We start from the raw sequence: 18383 nt of genomic DNA, 5'->3' as shown, positions 1-18383 counted from the left end.
CGAAATTTACCCTTCACTTCAGGGCCGAAAAGGCCTGAAAATCAGACATACCCCTGCCAGTTATCCACAGGCGAGTGACACGAACCGGTAACGGCAACAAGAATGCGGGTGTGGCGTCACGCGGGGCTTTCCCCGCGTGGTGTCCGTGTTTCGGGGTGGGCCGGTCCTCATCGCAGAGCGTCGGCCCGGAGAAAGAACGGGCCTAGGAGGGCCGTGTGACGACCTATGACGATCGAGCGAGCCTCACTGATCTGACCGCCACCGCGGAGCGAGTCCGCAGTTCGGTGGAGGGAGTGATCGAGGGCAAGCCTGAGGTCGTACGGCTTTCGCTGACCGTGCTGCTCGCCGAGGGGCATCTTCTGATCGAGGATGTTCCCGGCGTCGGCAAGACCATGCTGGCGAAGACGCTGGCCAAGTCCATCGACTGTTCCGTGCGGCGCATTCAGTTCACGCCGGACCTGCTGCCCTCGGACATCACGGGTGTGTCCATCTGGGACCAGCAGCGCCGCGACTTCGAGTTCAAACCGGGGGCGATCTTCGCGCAGATCGTGATCGGCGACGAGATCAACCGCGCGTCGCCGAAGACCCAGTCCGCGCTCCTGGAGTCCATGGAGGAGCGTCAGGTCACCATCGACGGGCAGACCTACGAACTGCCCAGCCCCTTCATGGTGGTGGCCACCCAGAACCCGGTCGAGATGGAGGGCACCTACCCGCTCCCCGAGGCCCAGCGCGACCGCTTCATGGCCCGTGTCTCCATCGGCTACCCGAGCCCGGAGGCCGAGCTGCAGATGCTGGACGTGCACGGCGGTGTCTCACCGCTGGACGACCTCCAGCCGGTGGCCCACGCGCACGACATCGTGAAACTCGTCGAGGCCGTCCGCAACGTCCACGTCGCGGACTCGGTCCGGCGGTACGCGGTGGACCTGGTCGGCGCCACGCGCACGCACCCCGACCTCAGACTCGGCGCCTCGCCGCGCGCCACGCTGCACCTGCTGCGCGCCGCGAAGGCGTCCGCCGCCCTGAGCGGCCGGGAGTACGCGCTGCCGGACGACATCCAGGCGCTCGCCGTGGCCGTCCTGTCCCACCGGCTGCTGCCCACCGCCCAGGCCCAGCTGAACCGCCGCACCTCCGAGCAGGTCGTCCAGGAGATCCTCCAGCGCACTCCGGTGCCCGCGACGCCCCAGCAGCAGAGCGGCTTCGGCATGGGCCGCTCCGCGCCCGACTTCGGCCAGCCGCCCCGGAGGCTTGGATGAGCGCAGGGGCGCCCGGACACCCGGAGGACGAGCAGGGCGACAAGGGCGGGGTGCGCACGGCGCTGGCCGGCCTCACCACCCGCGGGCGCTCCTTCCTGGCCGCCGGGGTCGCCGCAGCCATCTGCGCGTACGTCCTGGGGCAGAGCGATCTGCTCCGGGTGGGCCTGCTGCTCTCCGCACTGCCACTGGTCTGCGCGACCGTCCTGTACCGCACGCGCTACCGGGTGGCCGGCAGCCGCCGGCTCTCCCCCGCGCGCGTGCCCGCCGCCGCCGAGGCCCGCGTCCATCTCCGGATGGACAACGTCTCGCGGCTGCCCACGGGCCTGCTGATGCTCCAGGACCGGGTGCCCTACGTGCTCGGTCCGCGCCCCCGGTTCGTCCTGGACCGGGTGGAGGCGGGCGGGCGCCGCGAGGTGTCCTACCGTGTCCGCTCCGACCTGCGGGGCCGCTATCCGCTGGGCCCGCTCCAGCTGCGGCTGACCGACCCGTTCGGCATGTGCGAGCTCACCCGCTCCTTCTCGACGTACGACACCCTGACGGTGATCCCGCGCGTGGACGCGCTGCCGCCGGTGCGGCTGACCGGCGAGGCCAAGGGGTACGGCGAGGGACGGAACCGCTCGCTGGCGCTGGCCGGCGACGACGACGTGATCCCGCGCGGGTACCGCTACGGCGACGACCTGCGCCGCGTGCACTGGCGTTCCACCGCCCGCTACGGCGAGCTGATGGTCCGCCGCGAGGAACAGCCGCAGCGGGCCCGCTGCACGGTGCTCCTCGACACCCGGGGCATCGCCTACCTGGGCGCGGGCCCGGACTCCGCCTTCGAGTGGGCGGTGTCGGGCGCGGCGTCGGTCCTGGTCCACATGCTCGAACGGGGCTTCTCCGTACGGCTGCTGACGGACACGGGCAACTCCGTGCCCGGCGAGGGCGCCGAGGGTTTCGCGGGCGCCAGCCAGGGGTCGGCGGACGCGGCCGGACTGATGATGGACACGCTCGCGGTGATCGACCACTCGGACGGCACGGACATCTCCCGTGCGTACGACGTGCTTCGCGGCGGCGGCGAGGGGCTGCTGATGGCGTTCTTCGGCGACCTCGACGAGGAGCAGGCGGCGGTGGCCGCCAAGATGCGGCGGCGCAGCGGCGGGGCGGTCGCCTTCGTGCTGGACAGTGAGACCTGGGTGCGGGAACCCCACGATGTGCCGGGTCCCGAGGACCCGGGCGAGGAGTCGCTGCGCATGCTGCGCGAGGCGGGCTGGACGGCGGTGCGGGTGCCCCGAGGGGCCCCGCTGAGCGAGCTGTGGCGCCAGGCGGACCGGGAACGTTCCGGTCTCGGTGCCCTCAGCGGCGGGGAGGGACGGTCATGAGCGGGCGCGCACGACTGGCGCTGTGCGCCTGGGTGGCCACCATCCTGACGGCGTGCGCCCTGCTGCCGCTGGTCGACAGCCCGGTCTGGCTGCTCCAGGCGGCCGTCCTGCTGGGCATACAGACGATCGTCGGCGCGGGCGCCCGGCGGGTGCCGCTGGCCTGGCCGCTGACGGTGGCCGCACAGCTGCTCGTCACCCTCGTCCTGCTGACCCTGGTCTTCGCCCGGGAGCAGGCGTTCTTCGGTCTGATTCCCGGCCCCGACACCTTCCAGCGGTTCGGCACGCTGCTCCAGACCGGCACGGACGACGTGGGGCGGTACGCGATCCCGGCGCCGCTCTCCGACGGCATACGGCTGATGCTGGTCGGCGGCGCGCTGCTGATCGGGCTCGCGGTGGACACCCTCGCGGTGACGTTCCGCAGCGCGGCTCCGGCCGGTCTGCCGCTGCTCGCGCTGTACTCGGTCGCCGCCGGGCTCTCCGACGGCAGCGGCGGCTGGGTGTGGTTCCTGCTGGCCGCGGTGGGCTATCTGATGCTTCTCCTGGCCGAGGGCCGGGACCGGCTCTCCCAGTGGGGCCGGGTCTTCGGCGGCGGTCCGCGCGCCCCGGGCGACCAGTCGGCCGGCGGCGCGGTCGCCCCCGTACGCACGGGGTGGCGGACCGGCTCGGTCGCGCTGGTCGTGGCTCTGTTCGTACCGCTGGCGCTGCCCTCGCTCGACGGCGGGCTGTTGAGCGCCGCGGGCAACGGGGTCGGCTCGGGCAGCGGAGGCGGCGGCACGATCTCCGCCGTGAATCCGCTGGTGTCGCTGCGCGACAGTCTGAACGTGGACGAGGACCGCCAGGTCATGTCCGTGCGCAACAGCAGCGAGGACACCCAGGACCTGTATCTGCGGATCGTCTCGCTCGACTCCTTCGACGGCACCGCGTGGAAGCCGTCCCAACGGCACATCGAGGACGTACCGAAGTCGTTCCCGAACCCGCTGGGTCTGCGGGCTGACGTGCGGCGCACCGAGATCACGACCACCATCGCGGCGGCGGACTGGTACGCCCAGGACTGGCTGCCGATGCCGTACCCCGCGACCGGTGTGAAGATCGACGGCAGCTGGCGCTTCGAGCCGGTGGGCCGCACCCTCGTCGGTGACCACGGCCAGAACACGCGCGGCGCGCGGTACACGGTGACGAGCCTGGACGTGCAGCCGACCGCGGAGCAGCTGGCCGAGGCTCCGCAACCGGACCCGGCACTGGTGCGTGAGTTCACGCAGGTCCCGGAGTCGCTGCCGGCGATCGTGGCGCGCACCGCGCGGGAGGTCACCGCCGGTTCGGCCAACGACTACGAGCGGGCGGTCAAGCTCCAGGACTACTTCGCGGTGAGCGGCGGCTTCCGGTACGACACGCAGGTTCAGGTCGGCAGCGGTTCCAACGCGATCGCGCGGTTCCTGAGGGACAAGGAGGGCTTCTGCGTCCACTTCTCCTTCGCGATGGCCTCGATGGCCCGCACGCTGGGCATTCCGGCCCGGGTCGCGGTGGGCTTCGCGCCGGGCACCCCGCAGCCGGACGGCACGGTCTCGGTGGGGCTGCGTGACGCGCACGCCTGGCCGGAGCTGTACTTCGAGGGCGTCGGCTGGACCCGTTTCGAGCCGACCCCGACCCGTGGTTCGGTGCCCGAGTACACGCAGTCCCAGGCGCCGGGCGGCGAGGTCCCGAACCCGGACCTGCCGTCCCAGAACGCCTCCGTCGCGCCCTCCGACTCCGCTTCGGCGAGCGAGACCTGCACGGCGGCGCAGCGGCGGCTGGACGGCGGGTGCGCGAGCGAGTCCGCGCAGGCCGCGCTGGGCCGGAACGACGACAGCGGCTGGTGGTCGGTCAAGGGCCTGGCCTGGACGCTGGGCGTACTCGCCCTGCTGGCGCTCCTGCTGCTGCCGATGCTGTGGCGGCTGCGGATCCGGGCCGTACGGCTCGGGCAGCACGGCCGTGCGGACGCCGACGCGACAGTCCACGCGCTGTCTGCCTGGCAGGAACTGGCCGACACCGCCTGGGACTTCGGCATCGGTCCGGAGGAGTCCCAGACACCCCGCAAGGCGGCTGCCCGGATCGTGCGTCTCGGCCGTCTCGACCCGCGGGCGGCGGACGCCGTGCACCGGGTGGCGGACGCCGTGGAGCAGGTCCTGTACGCGCCCAGTCCGCGTCCGACGGCTGGGCTCGCGGAGGACGTGCGCCGGGTGACCGAGGCCCTGCGCACCATGGCGGGCCGAGGCACGAAGCTGCGTGCGATGTTCGTCCCGCGTTCGACCGTCCGTGTGGTGTGGGCGCTGTCGGCACGCTGGGCCACGCTCAGCGCGCGCGCTCTGGCGGCCCGGCCGGCCCTGCGCAAGCCGTGGGGCCAGCACAGCTGACGGCACGACAGCCGGACATGCCGGTGGCCCGGAACCCCTGGGGGTTCCGGGCCACCGGCGTTTCACGTCCTGCGGTCACCACGCGGGGAACTGCGGCCCGACGGGCTACTGACCACCCTGCTGTTCATCGCGGCGGCGCTGCCAGCGCTCCTCGATGCGATCCATCATGGAGCGTCGCTGCCGGCCCTGTCGGCGAGCGTGCGGAGCTCCGGGGGCGGCACCCGCGGCGGGCTGTTCACCCGGCTTGGGGGCCTTTCGCCAGCCCGTCACGGCCAGTACCGCACAGCCCAGCATGACGAGGAATCCCACCACGCTCAGCCAGATCTGTACTGCGACCATTCCGGCCATGAGGAGCGCGATACCTACGAGGAAGCCCGCGACCGCCTGGTAGACCCGTCGCCGGGTGTACGTGCGCAGCCCGCTTCCTTCAAGCGCTGTCGCGAACTTGGGATCTTCGGCGTACAGCGCTCGCTCCATCTGCTCGAGCATTCGCTGCTCGTGCTCCGAGAGCGGCACGGAGTCCTCCTCATTCGTGCAGTCGCCGGGGCGACCGGGGGTCCCCTTCAGGATAGGCAGGGAATCGCCCCCGTGAAACCCGCCCCTCTACGCCAATTGACAACCGGAATCCGCCATGGCCGTCCGGTTCACTGAGGCGTTCATTCCCCAGCAACCGGCCCGTCATGCAGAGCGGTCTCCCTCGATCATACGGCTCCGGGCGGCCGATCGGGGGGCCTGTGGCGTACTCCATCTGCGGCCGAGCCCCTGATCAGCGGTCCGCCACCGGAGGTGACTCAGACCTCGGCGGCACCCGGAGTCTCACCGAGCACATGAAGCTGGGTGGCCACGGAGTGGAACGCGGCCTGCTCGGCCGCCGCGGCCTCCAGTTTCAGCAGCGCGTCCAGGGCGCCCGGCTCGGTGTCCACGAGGACACCGGGGACCAGGTCGGCGAAGATCCGCACGCCGTGCACGGCGCCCACGCGCAGGCCCGCGCCCTCGACGAGCGCGGTGAGCTGTCCCGCGGTGAACCGGTGGGGAACGGGGTCGCTCTCGCCCCAGCGGCCGTTCGGGTCGTCGAGCGCCCGCTTGGCCTCCTTGAAGTGCCCGGCGAGGGCCCGCGCGAGCACGGCGCCGCCGAGTCCGGCGGCGAGCAGGCTGAGGACGCCCTCGGAGCGCAGGGCGGCCACCACGTTGCGGACGCCCTCGGCGGGGTCGTCCACGTACTCCAGGACGCCGTGGCAGAGCACCGCGTCGTAGCCACCTCGTTCGACCACGTCGAAGAGGCCGTGCGCGTCGCCCTGGACGCCCCGGACACGGTCGGCGACGCCGGCCTCGGCGGCCCGGCGCTCCAGCGCGAACAGCGCGTTGGGGCTCGGGTCGACGACGGTGACGTGGTGGCCGAGGCGGGCGACGGGCACCGCGAAGTTGCCACTGCCGCCACCGGTGTCGAGGACGTCCAGCGCTTCGCGCCCCGTGGCTTTGACGCGGCGCTCCAGGGCGTCCGAGACGACATCCCAGACCACTGCGGTACGCAGGGACGAGCGGAGGCGAGGGGGGTCGGCGTGGGGCGACGTCGGTCGAGGGTGGTGGGGGGAGACAGGTGGGCGCATGGGGTCCGGCACGGCTGGTGACTCCTCGGCGCGGCACCGCCTCTTGCGCGGCGGAGCGAACGGGGTGCCTTTCCGGCCCCGGTGGGCTGCGGAAAGACGTGGCCTCCCCACTTTATTGCCTCCCGTGACGGAGCCGGTCATCCGTCTCAGCCCGCGTCCGGGGGCGTGTCCGGGTCCTGGCGCGGTTGTGGGAGCACCGGCTGGAGGACGAGCATCCGCTCGACGAGGCGCAGGAACATCGCCACGTCGCGTATCAGGTCGTCGGCGTCGCGACTGCTGGCGGCGCCCTGGATGCCGGCCTCGGCGCGGGCCCGGCGGCGGGCTCCGGAGGCGAACAGCAGGCTCCACTCGGCGAGTTCGGGCGCGATCTCGGGGAGCACCTCCCACGCGCTGCGGATGCGTGCCCGTCGCCTGGGGGTGGGTTCGGGGCGCCCCCGGGCGGCGAGCACCGCGGCGGCGGTGCGCAGGGCGGCGAGGTGGGCGGTGGCGTACCGGTCGTTCGCGGTCTCCAGGACGGCTGCCTCGTCGAGGCCGGCGCGGGCCTGGGCAAGCAGGTCGAGGGCTGCGGGCGGGGCCGTGGCCCGGCGGAGCACGGGGTGCACGTCGGCCGCCGGACCGGTCGGTGAGGGGGCAGGGCCGGGGGCGCGGCGCCGACGGGCGGCGGCTGCGTTCGAGCTGGCCATGACGAACCTCCTGTCGTCTGTGTGACGGCACGCCCCGACGGGAGGTGCCGTATGTGCCCATCGTGCGGTATGCCACTGACAATCCGTTCTGACCTGGCCTTTTGCTTCGATCGAAGGTTCGGGCTAGTTTTTGCACTGACCAGTCAGTGCAAAAGTTGGCGACGAGGGGGCGGGAACTGTGGACGGTCCGCACGGGCTCGGGTTGACCACCCGGGCCTTCGGGCTCAAGGGGCCTCGCGGCTGGGCATTCCGCGAGGTGTCCTTCGACGCGGAGCCCGGCTCGCTGATCGCGGTGGAGGGGCCGTCCGGTTCCGGACGCACCTGCCTCCTGCTCGCGCTCACGGGCCGGATGAAGGCCACCGAGGGGTCGGCCGCGGTCGGCGGGTGGAACCTGCCCGAGCAGCCGGCGGCGGTGCGTCGCGTGAGCGCGCTCGCGCACGTCCCCGGCGTCACCGACCTGGACCCCGCCCTGACCGTCGGGGAGCACCTGCGGGAACGGGCCCTGCTGGAGCGCCGGTTCGGCGGCTCCCTGCGCGGGCTGCTGCGGCCACGGGCGGAGCGGGCGGCCGAGACGGAACTGCGCGTCGACGCCGCCTTGACCGCCGCCGGTCTCGTCCTCGACGCGTTGCCCAAGGGAACCCGGACCGCAGTACGCGATCTCGAGCGGCTGGAGGAGCTGCGGCTGTCCGTGGCGCTGGCCCTGATCGGCGGCCCGCGGCTGCTGGGCGTGGACGACACCGACCTGAAGCTGTCGGACACCGAACGGGCCGAGGCGTGGGCCCTGTTGCGCTCCGTCGCCGAGGCCGGGACGACCGTCCTGGCGGTGTGCAGCGAGGCTCCCGAAGGTGCCGTCACCGTGTCGGCGTCTGCGCGCGCGGAGGAGACGGACGAGCAGGCCGACGACAAGACCGACGAGAAGCCCGACGGGACAGTGACTCACAGGACAGTGGCTCACGGGACTCACGAGAAGGAGACGGTGGATGCGCTCCCCGAGACTGGCCGCGCTTGAGCTCAGGCGTTTCGGCCGGGGCAGACTCCCGCGGGCCGCGCTGGTCTCGCTCCTGCTGTTGCCGCTGCTGTACGGCGCCCTGTACCTGTGGTCCTTCTGGGACCCGTACGGGAGGCTCGACCGCATCCCCGTGGCGCTGGTGAACGACGACAGGGGCGCGAGCGTCGCGGGGAAGAAGCTCGCCGCCGGGGCCGACATCGTCAAGGGGCTGCGCGACAGCGACACCTTCGAGTGGCACGAGGTGACCGCGGCCGAGGCCAGGGAGGGCGTCGAGGACGGCACGTACTACCTGTCGCTGACCATGCCCGCCGACTTCAGCGAGCGGATCGCGTCCAGCTCGGGCGACTCCCCGGAGACGGGCGCGCTCCAGGTGCGGACCAACGACGCCAACAACTACATCGTCGGGCAGATCTCCCGGACGGTGTTCGGCGAGGTGCGTACGGCCGCCTCCACCAAGGCCTCGCGGTCGTTCCTGGACCGGATCTTCGTCTCGTTCTCCGACATCCACGGGCAGACCGTGAAGGCCGCCAAGGGCGCCGACACCCTCACGGGTGGCATCGGCAAGGCCGAGCAGGGCTCCAAGGACCTCGCCGACGGGCTGAAGGACGCCGAGGCGGGCAGCGGCAAGCTGGTCCGGGGCCTGAGGAAGCTCGACACGGGCGCGGCCGACCTGGCGGACGGTTCGCGGCAGGTCGCGACGGGCACGCAGACGCTCGCCGACCGGGTCCACGGTGTCTCGGACCGGCTGGGGCCCTTCCTCAAGGACAACGAGAAGACCATCGGGGACGCCGCCCGGCTCGTCGCCGACTCGGCCGGAACCGTGCGGCGCAACCTCGGCACCCTGGTGAAGGCCGCCCCGGCCGCCGCCACGGGCGCCCACACGGCCTCCGACACCCTGAACGGGGTCTACAGGGCACGCTGCGAGACCGCGGTGCTGCCCGACGCGGCCTGCGCCGACCTGAAGAAGGCCAGGCAGGCGGCGGCCGATGTGGCGACTGTCGCCGACGACGTCAACACGCTGATCGCCGACCAGAACGGCGACCTGGACCGGCTCGACCGGCACCTCGCCGCGCTCCAGAAGCAGGCACAGGCGCTCGCCGACCGCGCCCCGCGCCTGTCCGAGGACCTCGACGACGCCGTCCGGAAGGTCGACGAGCTCAACAGCGGGGCAGCGCAGGTCGCCGCGGGGGCGCGGAAGCTGCACACCGGGCTCTCCACCGCCAAGGCCGGCGCGACGACCCTGGACACGGGCGTCGGCGACCTCAGGACGGGCGCGGACACCCTCTCCGGGGGCATGTTCAAGCTCGCCGACGGCTCGGGGAAACTCGCCGGCGGGCTGCACGACGGCGCCGGGCGGATCCCCGACTACGACCGGCAGGACCGCGACACGCGCACCGAGGTGATGTCCGACCCGGTCCAGCTCGCCTCCAGGGACCTGCACAAGGCGCCCAACTACGGCACCGGGTTCGCCCCGTACTTCATCCCGCTGTCCCTGTGGGTGGGCGCGATGGTCGCCTACATGCTGATCCCGCCGCTCAACCGGCGGGCGCTGGCAGCGGGCGCCCCGGCATGGCGCATCGCACTTGCGGGCTGGCTCCCGGTGGCCGCCCTGGGCGTGCTCCAGACCGTGGCCCTGATGTCCGTACTGCACTGGGCGATCGGCCTGGAGATGGTCCGGGCGGCCGGGACGGTGGGCTTCCTGTTCCTGGTCACGGCGTGCTTCGCGGCGATCGTCCAGTGGCTGAACGCGCGCTTCGGAGCGGCGGGCCGGATCCTCGTACTCGCCCTCCTGATGCTCCAGTTGACGTCCGCGGGCGGCACCTATCCCGTACAGACCAGTCCCGGTTTCTTCAACGCGATCCACCCCTTCATGCCGATGAGCCACGTCGTCGAGGCCCTGCGCAGACTCATCACGGGCGGTGGGCTCGGCCCGGTGTGGCAGGCCTGTGCCGTGCTGGTGGCGTTCACCGCCGGCGCCCTGGCGCTGACCGCGGTGTCGGCCCGCCGCAGGCAGGTGTGGACCCTGGACCGGCTGCACCCGGAGTTGAGCCTGTGACGTCTCGTCAGCGCGTGCCCCGTGTTCCTGTGAGAATCAGGACCATGGAACGCAGCAGCACCCCGTCGGGCGGCAGTACGCGCCGCGAGGCCACCCGGCAGAAGCTCTACGAGGCCGCCGTCACGCTCATCGCGGAACAGGGCTTCTCCGCCACGACGGTGGACGAGATCGCCGAGCGGGCCGGAGTCGCCAAGGGCACGGTCTACTACAACTTCGCGAGCAAGTCGGTTCTCTTCGAGGAGTTGCTGCGGCACGGCGTGGAACTCCTCACCGCCTCCCTCCGGGAGGCGGCCGAGCGGACCGACCGGGACGGCGGCACCAAGGTCGACGCCCTGGACGCGATGATCCGGGCCGGGCTCGTCTTCATCAGCCGCTACCCGGCCTTCACCCAGCTCTACGTGGCCGAACTGTGGCGCACCAACCGGACCTGGCAGTCCACCCTGATGGTGGTCAGACAGCAGGCGGTGGCGGTCGTCGAGGGCGTCCTGCGCGAGGCGGTGGCGGGTGGCGAACTCAGCGACGAGATCGACGTCCAGCTGACGGCGGCGGCCCTGGTGGGCATGGTCCTCGTCGCCGCCCTGGACTGGCAGTCCTTCCAGCCGGAACGTTCCCTGGACGACGTCCACTCGGCGCTGTCCCGGCTCCTTCAGGGACGGGTGAGCGGCAACAACCGCTGAGCGGACGGGTCCGGGCGCAGCCGCGGACTCGGACGCGGACGCGGACGCACAGGAAAGCGCCGGTCCGATGTGGCCGCGTCCCCCGCGGGCCGCCTCGAACCGGCGCTTCCTTCCTGCTCCCCCGTTCCCTCCCCCGTTTTCCCCGTTCCCCCGTGTTCCCCCGTGCGGTCGTTCCCCCGGGTCCCCCCGTGCCTCGCTCCCGCCGACGGATCGGCGGAAGGAGCGGTCCAGGGCGCCGGCACCGTTCCGCCGCCCCGTGTCGGCGGTGCCGGAGCCGTGCCCTTTTCCGTGGCTCCACTCTCTCGTTCCCGCAGGTCGCAACCCATCCGTGCGGGTACTCATCTCTCGCCCTAGGTACGCGTACTCAGCCCTGCGCACTCAACCCCAGGACGCGCCGTTGCCGACTGGTTACCATCGCGTCCGTGTCGGTAATCCCTTTGGTCTTCACCAGCGGCTGGGCCAGCGGCATCAACGCCTACGCGGTGGTGCTGCTCCTCGGTGTCTTCGGCGCGACCGGGCTGAGCGACGAGGTGCCCGAGTCGTTGCAGCGCCCCGAGGTGCTCGTCGTGGCGGGCGTGCTGTTCCTGTGCGAGGCGGTAGCCGACAAGATCCCGTACGTGGACTCGGTGTGGGACGCGGTGCACACCGTGATCCGGCCGGTCTCCGGGGCCGTCGTCGGGGCGCTGCTGGCCGGGCAGAGCGGTTCGCTGCCCGATCTGGCGGCGGGCGCGATCGGCGGTTCGACGGCGCTGGCCAGCCATGCGGTCAAGGCCGGCACGCGGATGGCGGTCAACACCTCGCCGGAGCCGTTCAGCAACGTGATCCTGAGCTTCGCCGAGGATCTCGGGGTCGGCGGCATCGTGACGTTCGCGATGTTCCACCCGGAGGCGGCGGCGATCGTCGCGGGCGCGCTGCTGCTCGCCGGCCTGGTCATACTGTTCTTCCTGGTCTCCCGGATCAGACGCTTCCTGCGGCGCCGGGCCCAGCGGCGCGAGGAGAAACGGCTCACGGCCCGGTCCGGCCGGCCCCCGGGCTGATCCAGGCCGCCGCGTTATCGCGAACTCCCTGGTCACAGGCCCGTGACCGGACTGTCAGTGGGGGCCGATAAAGTCCCTGTCATGGCACGGATTGCGGTGATCGGCGCCGGCATGGGCGCGATGGCGGCCGCTGCCCGGCTGGCCGTCGCGGGCCACCGGGTGGCGGTGTACGAGCGTGGGGAGACGTACGGCGGAGCGGTCCGCCGCTTCGAGCGCGACGGCTTCTCGTTCGACACGGGCCCCGGGCTGCTCACCCTCCCCGCGGTCTACCGCGACCTGTTCGTCAAGACCGGCAAGCAGCCCCTGGAGGAGTGCGCCGAACTGGTCCAGGTCGACCCGTCCGCCCGGCACGTCTTCCCGGACGGCACGGAGGTCGCCCTGCCGAACGCGTCCCGCGCGGGCGTCGTCCAGTCCCTGGACGCGACTCTGGGGGCCGGTGCGGGTGAGCGCTGGGGCGACTTCCTGGTCAGGGCCCGGGAGGCCTGGGACCGCACCCGCAGACCGCTCCTGGAGGAGCCCCTGTGGACCGACTGGCGGGTGCTCGCCGAGCGGGAGCCCTATCCGGCGGTCCCCCACAAGCGGCTGCTGCGCACCCGTCGGGCCGGCACGCTCGACGAGGTCGCCGCCTGGGAACTGCGCGACCCGCGCCTGACCGCCCTCCTGGACAGCCACGCCCTGGCGTACGGCCTCGACCCCCGGGACGTTCCGGCGAGCGCGGCCGTCCTGCCGTACATGGAGCACGCTTTCGGCACCTGGTACGTCCGGGGCGGCATCCGGGAGTTGGCGCGCGCGGTGTACGAGCGGTGTCTGGCCCGGCGGGTCGAGTTCGCCTTCGGCGCCGAGGTCGTGCGCGTCGTCGAGAAGGACGGCCGGGCGGCGGGGCTGGAGCTGGCCGACGGGACGGTGACGGAGGCGGACCATGTCGTGGCGGGCGTGGACCCCGTACGGCTCAAGGGACTGACGGAGCAGTCGCTCGACTCGGACGGTGACGTGCTCCCCGATGCGTCGACGCCGTCGCCGGGCCGGTTCACCGTGCTGCTGGCCCTGCGCGGGGCCCGGGAGACGGGCGCCACGCACCGCACGGTCGTGCACGCGCCGGACCGCGAGGCCGAGTTGGACTGGGTGGGCGGGGAAGGACCCGGCCCGGCGCGGCCCACCGTGACCGTGCTGCGGCCGGACGATCCCGCGCTGCGGCCCGACGAGGGGCACGAGTCCGTGGTCCTCACGGCGGCGGCACCGCCCAGGGGCGACTGGGCGGCGGACGGCTCTGCGGACCGGTTCGCGGAGATGATGGCCGATGCGGCCGGGGCCGCGGTTCCCGGCCTGCGTGAGCGGGTCCTGTGGCGGGAGATACGGACCCCCGGTCTCAGCGGGGACGAGACGGGCGCCTTCTGCGGGGGCACGCCGGCGCCCTCGCTCGCGGGCGGCAAGGGGGACTTCCTGCGTCCCGCCAACAGCACCCGGCTGCCGGGCCTTTACCGCGTGGGCGGCTGGTCGCATCCCGGGGGCGGACTTCCGCACGCGGGCATGTCGGGCGCGCTGGTGGCGGGGCTGATCGTGGAGGGGCCGGGCTTCCGGGGCTCACAGTGAACCCCGGGATGCCCGGACGGGACGGCGGTTCCCGGAAGCGGAGCGGCTAGAAGCGGTACTGCTGCTCGTCGTACCCGTGCCCGTGCGTCTGGCCGTTGCCGTGGTCCTGACTGTGGCCGTTGCCCTGGCCGTTGCCGTTGTCCTGGTAGGGATACTGCTGCTCCGGCGGGAGTTCGCCGCCGAAGAAGGGGTCGTCGGTGTTGCGCTGCTGCGGGACCCAGACACCGCTCTCCGGGGTCTCGCCGTAGCCACCGGTGCCGTACTGGTCCTGGCCGTAGCCCTGCTGGCCGTACTGCTGCTGGTCGTAGCCGGCGTCGTACGAGTTGCCGCCGTAGCCCTGACCGATGTACGGGTCGGAGTAGGCGGCGTACTGCTGCTGGCCCGAGGCGTCGTAGCCGTACTGCTGCTGGTCGTAGCCGGTGTAGCCGTCGTACCCGTAGGTCTGGTCGCCGCTCTGGGCCGCCGCCGCGTACGACTGGTCCTGGCCCGCGCCGGCGTACGACTGGTCCTGGCCGTTCGCCGCGGCGTAGGCGGCGTCGCTGTATATGCCGTACGAGCCGGTGTCGTCGGGGAGGGGCTGCGGTTCGTAGACGGCGCCGTTCTCGGCGCCCGCGGACCGGGCGGAGCGGGCGGGGGTGAAGACGTCGTCCCGGTCGTAGTCGCGGTCGAAGTCGTCGCCCTGGAGGTACGTTCCGGCACCGGTGTCGTAGGCGTCGTTCCCGACGCTGTCGGCGGAATCGTTCCCGAGGCCGCTGCCCGGCCCGTACGCGCCCTCGGGCGCCTCCAGGTCGGAGACCTCCAGCGTCGGGTCCTGGTACTCCCCCTCGCCGCGACCCTTGCCCATGCCGATCCGCGAGAGGAAGCCCGGGCGGCCCGCGACGGCCCAGCCGGCCGAGAAGCCGCTGCGGAACGACAGGGTGACGTATGTCTGCCCGACCGCGAAGGCCGCGGCGCCCAGGCCGATGACCAGCACATTGGGGATGAGCACGCCGAGGACCACGCCGAGGAAGCCGACGAAGGCCAACAGCCGCCAGCGCAGCCGCGCCTTGTACTGCAGCAGAACCTCGCCGAGCAGCCACAACGCGACGACGCCAAACGCGATGTAGAGGACCGTCCAGCCCATGTACGCCCCTCTCCCAGTGGCCGCTACGCAGTGTGTCGTACGCCGGTGCGGCCGGTCTAGGCCCGCTGTGGGTGGTGCAGACCCAGGTTTTCGTAGATTTCCAGCGATGCCGTGGAGTTGTTCAGCGTAATGAAGTGCAGTCCGGGGATTCCCTCGGCCAGCAGTCGCGCGCAGAACTCCGTGGCGAACTCGATGCCAATGGAGCGTACAGCCGCCGCGTCGTCTTTGGCTGTGAGGATCCGCTCTTTCAGGGTAGACGGGATGGCCGCGTTGCTGAGCTGCGGCAATCGCTCCAGCATCCGCACGCTGGTCACGGGCATGACCTCGGGGATGACCGGGGTCGGGCAGCCCGCCGCCGCGACGGCGTCCCGCAGCCGCAGATACGACTCCGGGTGGAAGAACATCTGGGTGATCGCGTAGTCCGCGCCGGCCCGGCACTTGTCGACGAAGTGCGTGACGTCCGTGTCCCGGTCGGGAGAGCGCGGATGAGTCTCGGGGAAGGCGGCGACGCCCACGCAGAAGTCGCCCGACTCCTTGATGAGGCGCACGAGTTCGGCGGCGTACGTCAGACCGCTCGGGTGCGGCACCCACTCGGCCATCGGGTCGCCGGGCGGGTCTCCGCGCACGGCCAGGATGTTCCGGATGCCCGCGTCGGCGTACTGGCCGATGATGTTGCGCAGTTCGGCGACGGAGTGGTTGACCGCGGTGAGGTGGGCGACCGGGGTGAGCGTCGTGTCGGAGACGATCTGCTGGGTCTCCTTGACCGTCCCCGCGCGCGTCGACCCGCCGGCGCCGTACGTCACGGACACGAAGTCCGGGGCGACCGCCTCGACCCTCCTCAGCGCGTTCCAGAGGTTCCGCTCGCCCTTGGGAGTCTTGGGCGCCGAGAACTCGAAGGAATACGTGGTCTTGCCGGACGCGAGCATGTCACGCACCGTGCGTGCGTGGTCAGTCCTGGTGGACGCGGTTCCTAGGGCCATACCCGCAGGTTAGTCAGGGGGCGGCGGTCCCCCAACCGAATGGCGGAAATTTGCCCGGATTGTCGACTTGTTGTCCACGCCTCGGACACCGGCTACAGGGCTCGCAGCCGCTTGGCGAACTCCGCCGCCGCCGCGCCCGGGTCGTCGGCCTCCGTTATCGCCCGTACGACGACGACCCGGCGGGCGCCCGCCGCCAGCACCTCGTCCAGGTTGCCCAGGTCGATGCCGCCGATGGCGAACCAGGGGCGGCCGGTGCCGAGGTCGGCGGTGAAGCGGACCAGGTCGAGGCCGGGTGCGTGGCGGCCGGGCTTGGTCGGGGTGGGCCAGCACGGGCCGGTGCAGAAATAGTCCACGCCCTCCTGGGCGGCGGCCTCGGCGGCCTCCGACTCCGTGTGCGTGGAGCGGCCGATGACGATGTCCTCGCCGAGGATCGCGCGGGCCGCCGGGACCGGCAGGTCGCCCTGACCGAGGTGAAGTACGTCGGCACGGGCCGCGTGGGCGACGTCCGCGCGGTCGTTGACCGCGAGGAGCCTGCCGTGCCGGGCACAGGCGTCGGCGAAGACCTGGAGGTGGTCCAGCTCCTCGGCCGCCTCCATGCCCTTGTCGCGCAACTGCACGATGTCGACCCCGCCGGCCAGGACGGCGTCCAGGAACTCGGCGAGGTCGCCCTGCCGTCTGCGGGCGTCCGTGCAGAGGTAGACCCGGGCGTCGGCGAGCCGCGGGCGGGTCGTGCGGGCGTCGGTGGTCGCCCCGGGCACGGTGTCGGTCGTCTCGGGCATACGGGTGTCCCCCATGGGCGCGCCCGTGGGGGGGGGTGTCCCCGGGCGCGCCCCTGTGTGGTGTGGCGGTGTACGGACCACGGCCCGCACACCGGAACGGCTGGTCGGATCAGACGGCGAGCGCCTGGGCGCGACGCTTCACCTCCGTGCCGCGATTCTCGGCGAGGGCCTGCGCGGGAGTGCCGGGCAGGCTCGGGTCGGGAGTGAAGAGCCACTCCAGCATCTCCTGGTCGGAGTAGCCGTCGTCCCGCAGGAGCGTCAAGGTGCCGGTGAGGCCCTTGACGACCTTGCGCTCGACCCCGTCGATGAAGGCGGCGGGAACGTGCAGCGCACGGTTCTCACCACGGCGTACGGCGATCACTTGGCCCTCCTTGACCAGCTGCCGGACGCGCGTCACCTCGATATCGAGGATTTCCGCGATGTCGGGGAGGGTGAGCCAGGCAGGGACGAGAGCATCGATCTTTGCGTCAATCTCGGTCACGGGACAAGCGTGCCATCCCGCACTGACAGTCGGAAGCCGGGCCCCTCCGACCTGCGCCGATCCGGTGGCGCCGGGCCGTGCCGCGCTAGACCGTGGCCGCCTTCAGCGGCCGGGACGGGTCCGTCAGGGCGGCGGCGTCCATCAGGGTGCCCGCCTCGACCAGGCGGCGCCCCTGGGCCAGGTCCCGGGGGCGGCCCACGGCCAGCAGGGCGACCAGGCGGCCCTCCCGCAGCCAGCAGACCGTCCAGGCGGGGCCGGAGGGGTCGCCCCGCCACAGGGTGGTGTCGGCGGACTGGTGGTGGCCGACGTACTGGACGAAGCGGCCGAACTGCTCCGACCAGAAGTACGGGACCGGGTCGTAGACCGCCGGGGTCTCCCCGATGATGTTCGCGGCGACCGTGCGGGGCCCCTGGAGGGCGTTGTCCCAGTGGTGGACCAGAAGACGCCGGCCGTACCTTCCCGAAGGGAAGGAGGCGCAGTCGCCGACCGCGTAGACGTCCGCCGCGGAGGTGCGCAGGTGGTCGTCGGCGACGACCTCGCGGTGGTCGCCCAGGGCGATTCCCGAGCCCGTGAGCCAGGCCGTGGCCGGGCGGGCCCCGATGCCGACGACGACGGCGCCCGCGGGCAGCCGCGAGCCGTCGTCGAGCACCACCGCGCCGGGCTCGACGCGGGCCACGCGCGCGTGGGTGCGCAACGAGGCGCCGCTGTCGGCGTACCAGGCGGCCATCGGCGCGGCCACCTCGGCGGGCAGGGCGCCCGCGAGCGGCCGGTCGGCGGCCTCGACGACGGTGACCGCGCAGCCCGCCTCGCGCGCGGCGGTGGCGAACTCGGCGCCGATCCAGCCGGCCCCGACGACCACGATGTCGTGCTGGCGCGCGAGTACGGGCCGCAGCCGCTCGGCGTCGTCGAGGGTGCGCAGCAGATGCACACCGGGTACGCCCTCGGTGCCCGGCAGCCGGATCGGTTCGGCGCCGGTCGCGAGGACCAGGACGTCGTAGGGCACCGGTCCGTCCGGGGTGTCCACCTCGTGTTCGGCGGCGCGGACGCCCAGCACCTCGCGCCCGAGCAGCAGTTCGATGCCGAGGGCCTCGAAGTCGATGTCGAAGGCGGAGCCCTCCGCCTTGCCGAGCAGGACCGCCTTGGACAGCGGCGGCCGGTCGTACGGCTGGTGGGGTTCGGCGCCGAGAAGCGTGACGGTGCCGGTGAACCCCTGCTCCCGCAGGGCGACCGCGGTCTGTACCCCGGCCATGCCCGCACCCACCACGACCACGCGTTCCGGCTGCGACCCGCCCGGTGTGCCCTGCGCCTGCGTCTGCTCACTCACCCGATCACCATAGACAACTGACAAATTGTCAGT

Annotated in this window: 16 protein-coding genes; 8 read left to right on the top strand and 8 right to left on the bottom strand. The window is 72.4% G+C overall.

All coding sequences use genetic code 11. The annotated features are described in order from the left end of the window. Positions 1-215: 215 nt before the first annotated feature. The 3 genes from OG595_RS32290 to OG595_RS32280 are packed head-to-tail and all read left to right on the top strand — an operon-like array spanning position 216 to position 5004. Positions 216-1253 carry an AAA family ATPase gene (locus OG595_RS32290; protein WP_329278148.1) on the top strand — a complete coding sequence of 346 codons (1038 nt, stop codon included), beginning with the start codon at positions 216-218 and terminating at the stop codon, positions 1251-1253. Further along, positions 1250-2614, top strand: a complete 1365-nt coding sequence (locus OG595_RS32285) for a DUF58 domain-containing protein (protein ID WP_329278146.1) — start codon at positions 1250-1252, stop codon at positions 2612-2614. Before OG595_RS32290 ends, OG595_RS32285 begins: the two co-directional genes overlap by 4 nt. Continuing rightward, positions 2611-5004 (top strand): transglutaminase TgpA family protein, encoded by a 2394-nt coding sequence (locus OG595_RS32280; RefSeq protein ID WP_329278144.1) that lies wholly within the window; start codon positions 2611-2613, stop codon positions 5002-5004. The genes OG595_RS32285 and OG595_RS32280 overlap by 4 nt, the downstream gene beginning before the upstream one ends. Before the next feature lie 105 nt (positions 5005-5109). Here the strand turns inward: OG595_RS32280 and OG595_RS32275 are convergent, their stop codons facing one another. The 3 genes from OG595_RS32275 to OG595_RS32265 all read right to left on the bottom strand — a co-directional run bounded on the left by OG595_RS32275 (position 5110) and on the right by OG595_RS32265 (position 7294). Then, a complete protein-coding gene (locus OG595_RS32275; RefSeq protein ID WP_329278142.1) occupies positions 5110-5520 on the bottom strand; it encodes a DUF3040 domain-containing protein in 411 nt (136 codons plus the stop codon). A gap of 275 nt (positions 5521-5795) precedes the next feature. Further along, complete coding sequence (locus OG595_RS32270) at positions 5796-6623, bottom strand: class I SAM-dependent methyltransferase (RefSeq protein ID WP_329278140.1); 828 nt, start codon at positions 6621-6623, stop codon at positions 5796-5798. Positions 6624-6757: 134 nt separating this feature from the next. Further along, complete coding sequence (locus tag OG595_RS32265; RefSeq protein ID WP_329278138.1) at positions 6758-7294, bottom strand: SAV_6107 family HEPN domain-containing protein; 537 nt, start codon at positions 7292-7294, stop codon at positions 6758-6760. Positions 7295-7472: 178 nt separating this feature from the next. Between OG595_RS32265 and OG595_RS32260 the strand changes: the two genes are divergently transcribed. The 5 genes from OG595_RS32260 (at position 7473) to OG595_RS32240 (ending at position 13663) form a co-directional block, all read left to right on the top strand. After that, on the top strand, positions 7473-8303 hold the full coding sequence (locus OG595_RS32260) for an ATP-binding cassette domain-containing protein (RefSeq protein WP_329278136.1): 831 nt from the start codon (positions 7473-7475) through the stop codon (positions 8301-8303). Further along, entirely contained in the window at positions 8275-10359 is a 2085-nt protein-coding gene (locus OG595_RS32255) for a YhgE/Pip domain-containing protein (protein ID WP_329278134.1), read from the top strand. The genes OG595_RS32260 and OG595_RS32255 overlap by 29 nt, the downstream gene beginning before the upstream one ends. Positions 10360-10403: 44 nt before the next feature. Continuing rightward, a complete protein-coding gene (locus tag OG595_RS32250) occupies positions 10404-11036 on the top strand; it encodes a TetR/AcrR family transcriptional regulator (RefSeq protein ID WP_329278132.1) in 633 nt (210 codons plus the stop codon). Between the two features lie 422 nt (positions 11037-11458). Continuing rightward, positions 11459-12073 carry a DUF4126 domain-containing protein gene (locus tag OG595_RS32245; protein ID WP_329278130.1) on the top strand — a complete coding sequence of 205 codons (615 nt, stop codon included), beginning with the start codon at positions 11459-11461 and terminating at the stop codon, positions 12071-12073. 81 nt (positions 12074-12154) lie between these two features. After that, entirely contained in the window at positions 12155-13663 is a 1509-nt protein-coding gene (locus OG595_RS32240) for a phytoene desaturase family protein (RefSeq protein WP_329278128.1), read from the top strand. A 46-nt stretch (positions 13664-13709) separates the two neighbouring features. On the opposite strand, the gene OG595_RS32235 is transcribed toward OG595_RS32240, so the two are convergent. From OG595_RS32235 to OG595_RS32215, 5 genes are all read right to left on the bottom strand, one after another. Further along, positions 13710-14786: an SCO2102 family sporulation regulator gene (locus tag OG595_RS32235; protein WP_329278126.1), complete on the bottom strand. Its 1077-nt coding sequence runs from the start codon at positions 14784-14786 to the stop codon at positions 13710-13712. A gap of 56 nt (positions 14787-14842) precedes the next feature. After that, positions 14843-15766 (bottom strand): methylenetetrahydrofolate reductase [NAD(P)H], encoded by a 924-nt coding sequence (metF, locus tag OG595_RS32230; protein ID WP_164314545.1) that lies wholly within the window; start codon positions 15764-15766, stop codon positions 14843-14845. A gap of 92 nt (positions 15767-15858) precedes the next feature. Beyond that, positions 15859-16545 (bottom strand): thiamine phosphate synthase, encoded by a 687-nt coding sequence (gene thiE / locus OG595_RS32225; protein WP_329278123.1) that lies wholly within the window; start codon positions 16543-16545, stop codon positions 15859-15861. Between the two features lie 109 nt (positions 16546-16654). Next, on the bottom strand, positions 16655-17026 hold the full coding sequence (locus tag OG595_RS32220) for an Rv2175c family DNA-binding protein (RefSeq protein WP_329278121.1): 372 nt from the start codon (positions 17024-17026) through the stop codon (positions 16655-16657). 85 nt (positions 17027-17111) lie between these two features. Continuing rightward, entirely contained in the window at positions 17112-18350 is a 1239-nt protein-coding gene (locus OG595_RS32215) for an NAD(P)/FAD-dependent oxidoreductase (RefSeq protein WP_443073234.1), read from the bottom strand. Between the last annotated feature and the right edge of the window lie 33 nt (positions 18351-18383).

Source organism: Streptomyces sp. NBC_01451 (assembly GCF_036227485.1).
Classification (GTDB): Bacteria; Actinomycetota; Actinomycetes; order Streptomycetales; family Streptomycetaceae; genus Streptomyces.
The sequence above is the reverse complement of the archived record's forward strand: the minus strand, read 5'-3'. Positions and strand labels throughout refer to the sequence as shown.

Excerpts from the sequence above, each read along its gene's own strand:
- OG595_RS32285 (WP_329278146.1), top strand. The coding sequence starts at position 1,250 with ATGAGCGCAGGGGCGCCCGGACACCCGGAGGACGAGCAGGGCGACAAG.
- OG595_RS32280 (WP_329278144.1), top strand. The coding sequence starts at position 2,611 with ATGAGCGGGCGCGCACGACTGGCGCTGTGCGCCTGGGTGGCCACCATC.
- OG595_RS32265 (WP_329278138.1), bottom strand. The coding sequence starts at position 7,294 with ATGGCCAGCTCGAACGCAGCCGCCGCCCGTCGGCGCCGCGCCCCCGGC.
- OG595_RS32255 (WP_329278134.1), top strand. The coding sequence starts at position 8,275 with ATGCGCTCCCCGAGACTGGCCGCGCTTGAGCTCAGGCGTTTCGGCCGG.
- OG595_RS32250 (WP_329278132.1), top strand. The coding sequence starts at position 10,404 with ATGGAACGCAGCAGCACCCCGTCGGGCGGCAGTACGCGCCGCGAGGCC.
- OG595_RS32240 (WP_329278128.1), top strand. The coding sequence starts at position 12,155 with ATGGCACGGATTGCGGTGATCGGCGCCGGCATGGGCGCGATGGCGGCC.
- OG595_RS32235 (WP_329278126.1), bottom strand. The coding sequence starts at position 14,786 with ATGGGCTGGACGGTCCTCTACATCGCGTTTGGCGTCGTCGCGTTGTGG.
- metF (WP_164314545.1), bottom strand. The coding sequence starts at position 15,766 with ATGGCCCTAGGAACCGCGTCCACCAGGACTGACCACGCACGCACGGTG.
- thiE (WP_329278123.1), bottom strand. The coding sequence starts at position 16,545 with ATGCCCGAGACGACCGACACCGTGCCCGGGGCGACCACCGACGCCCGC.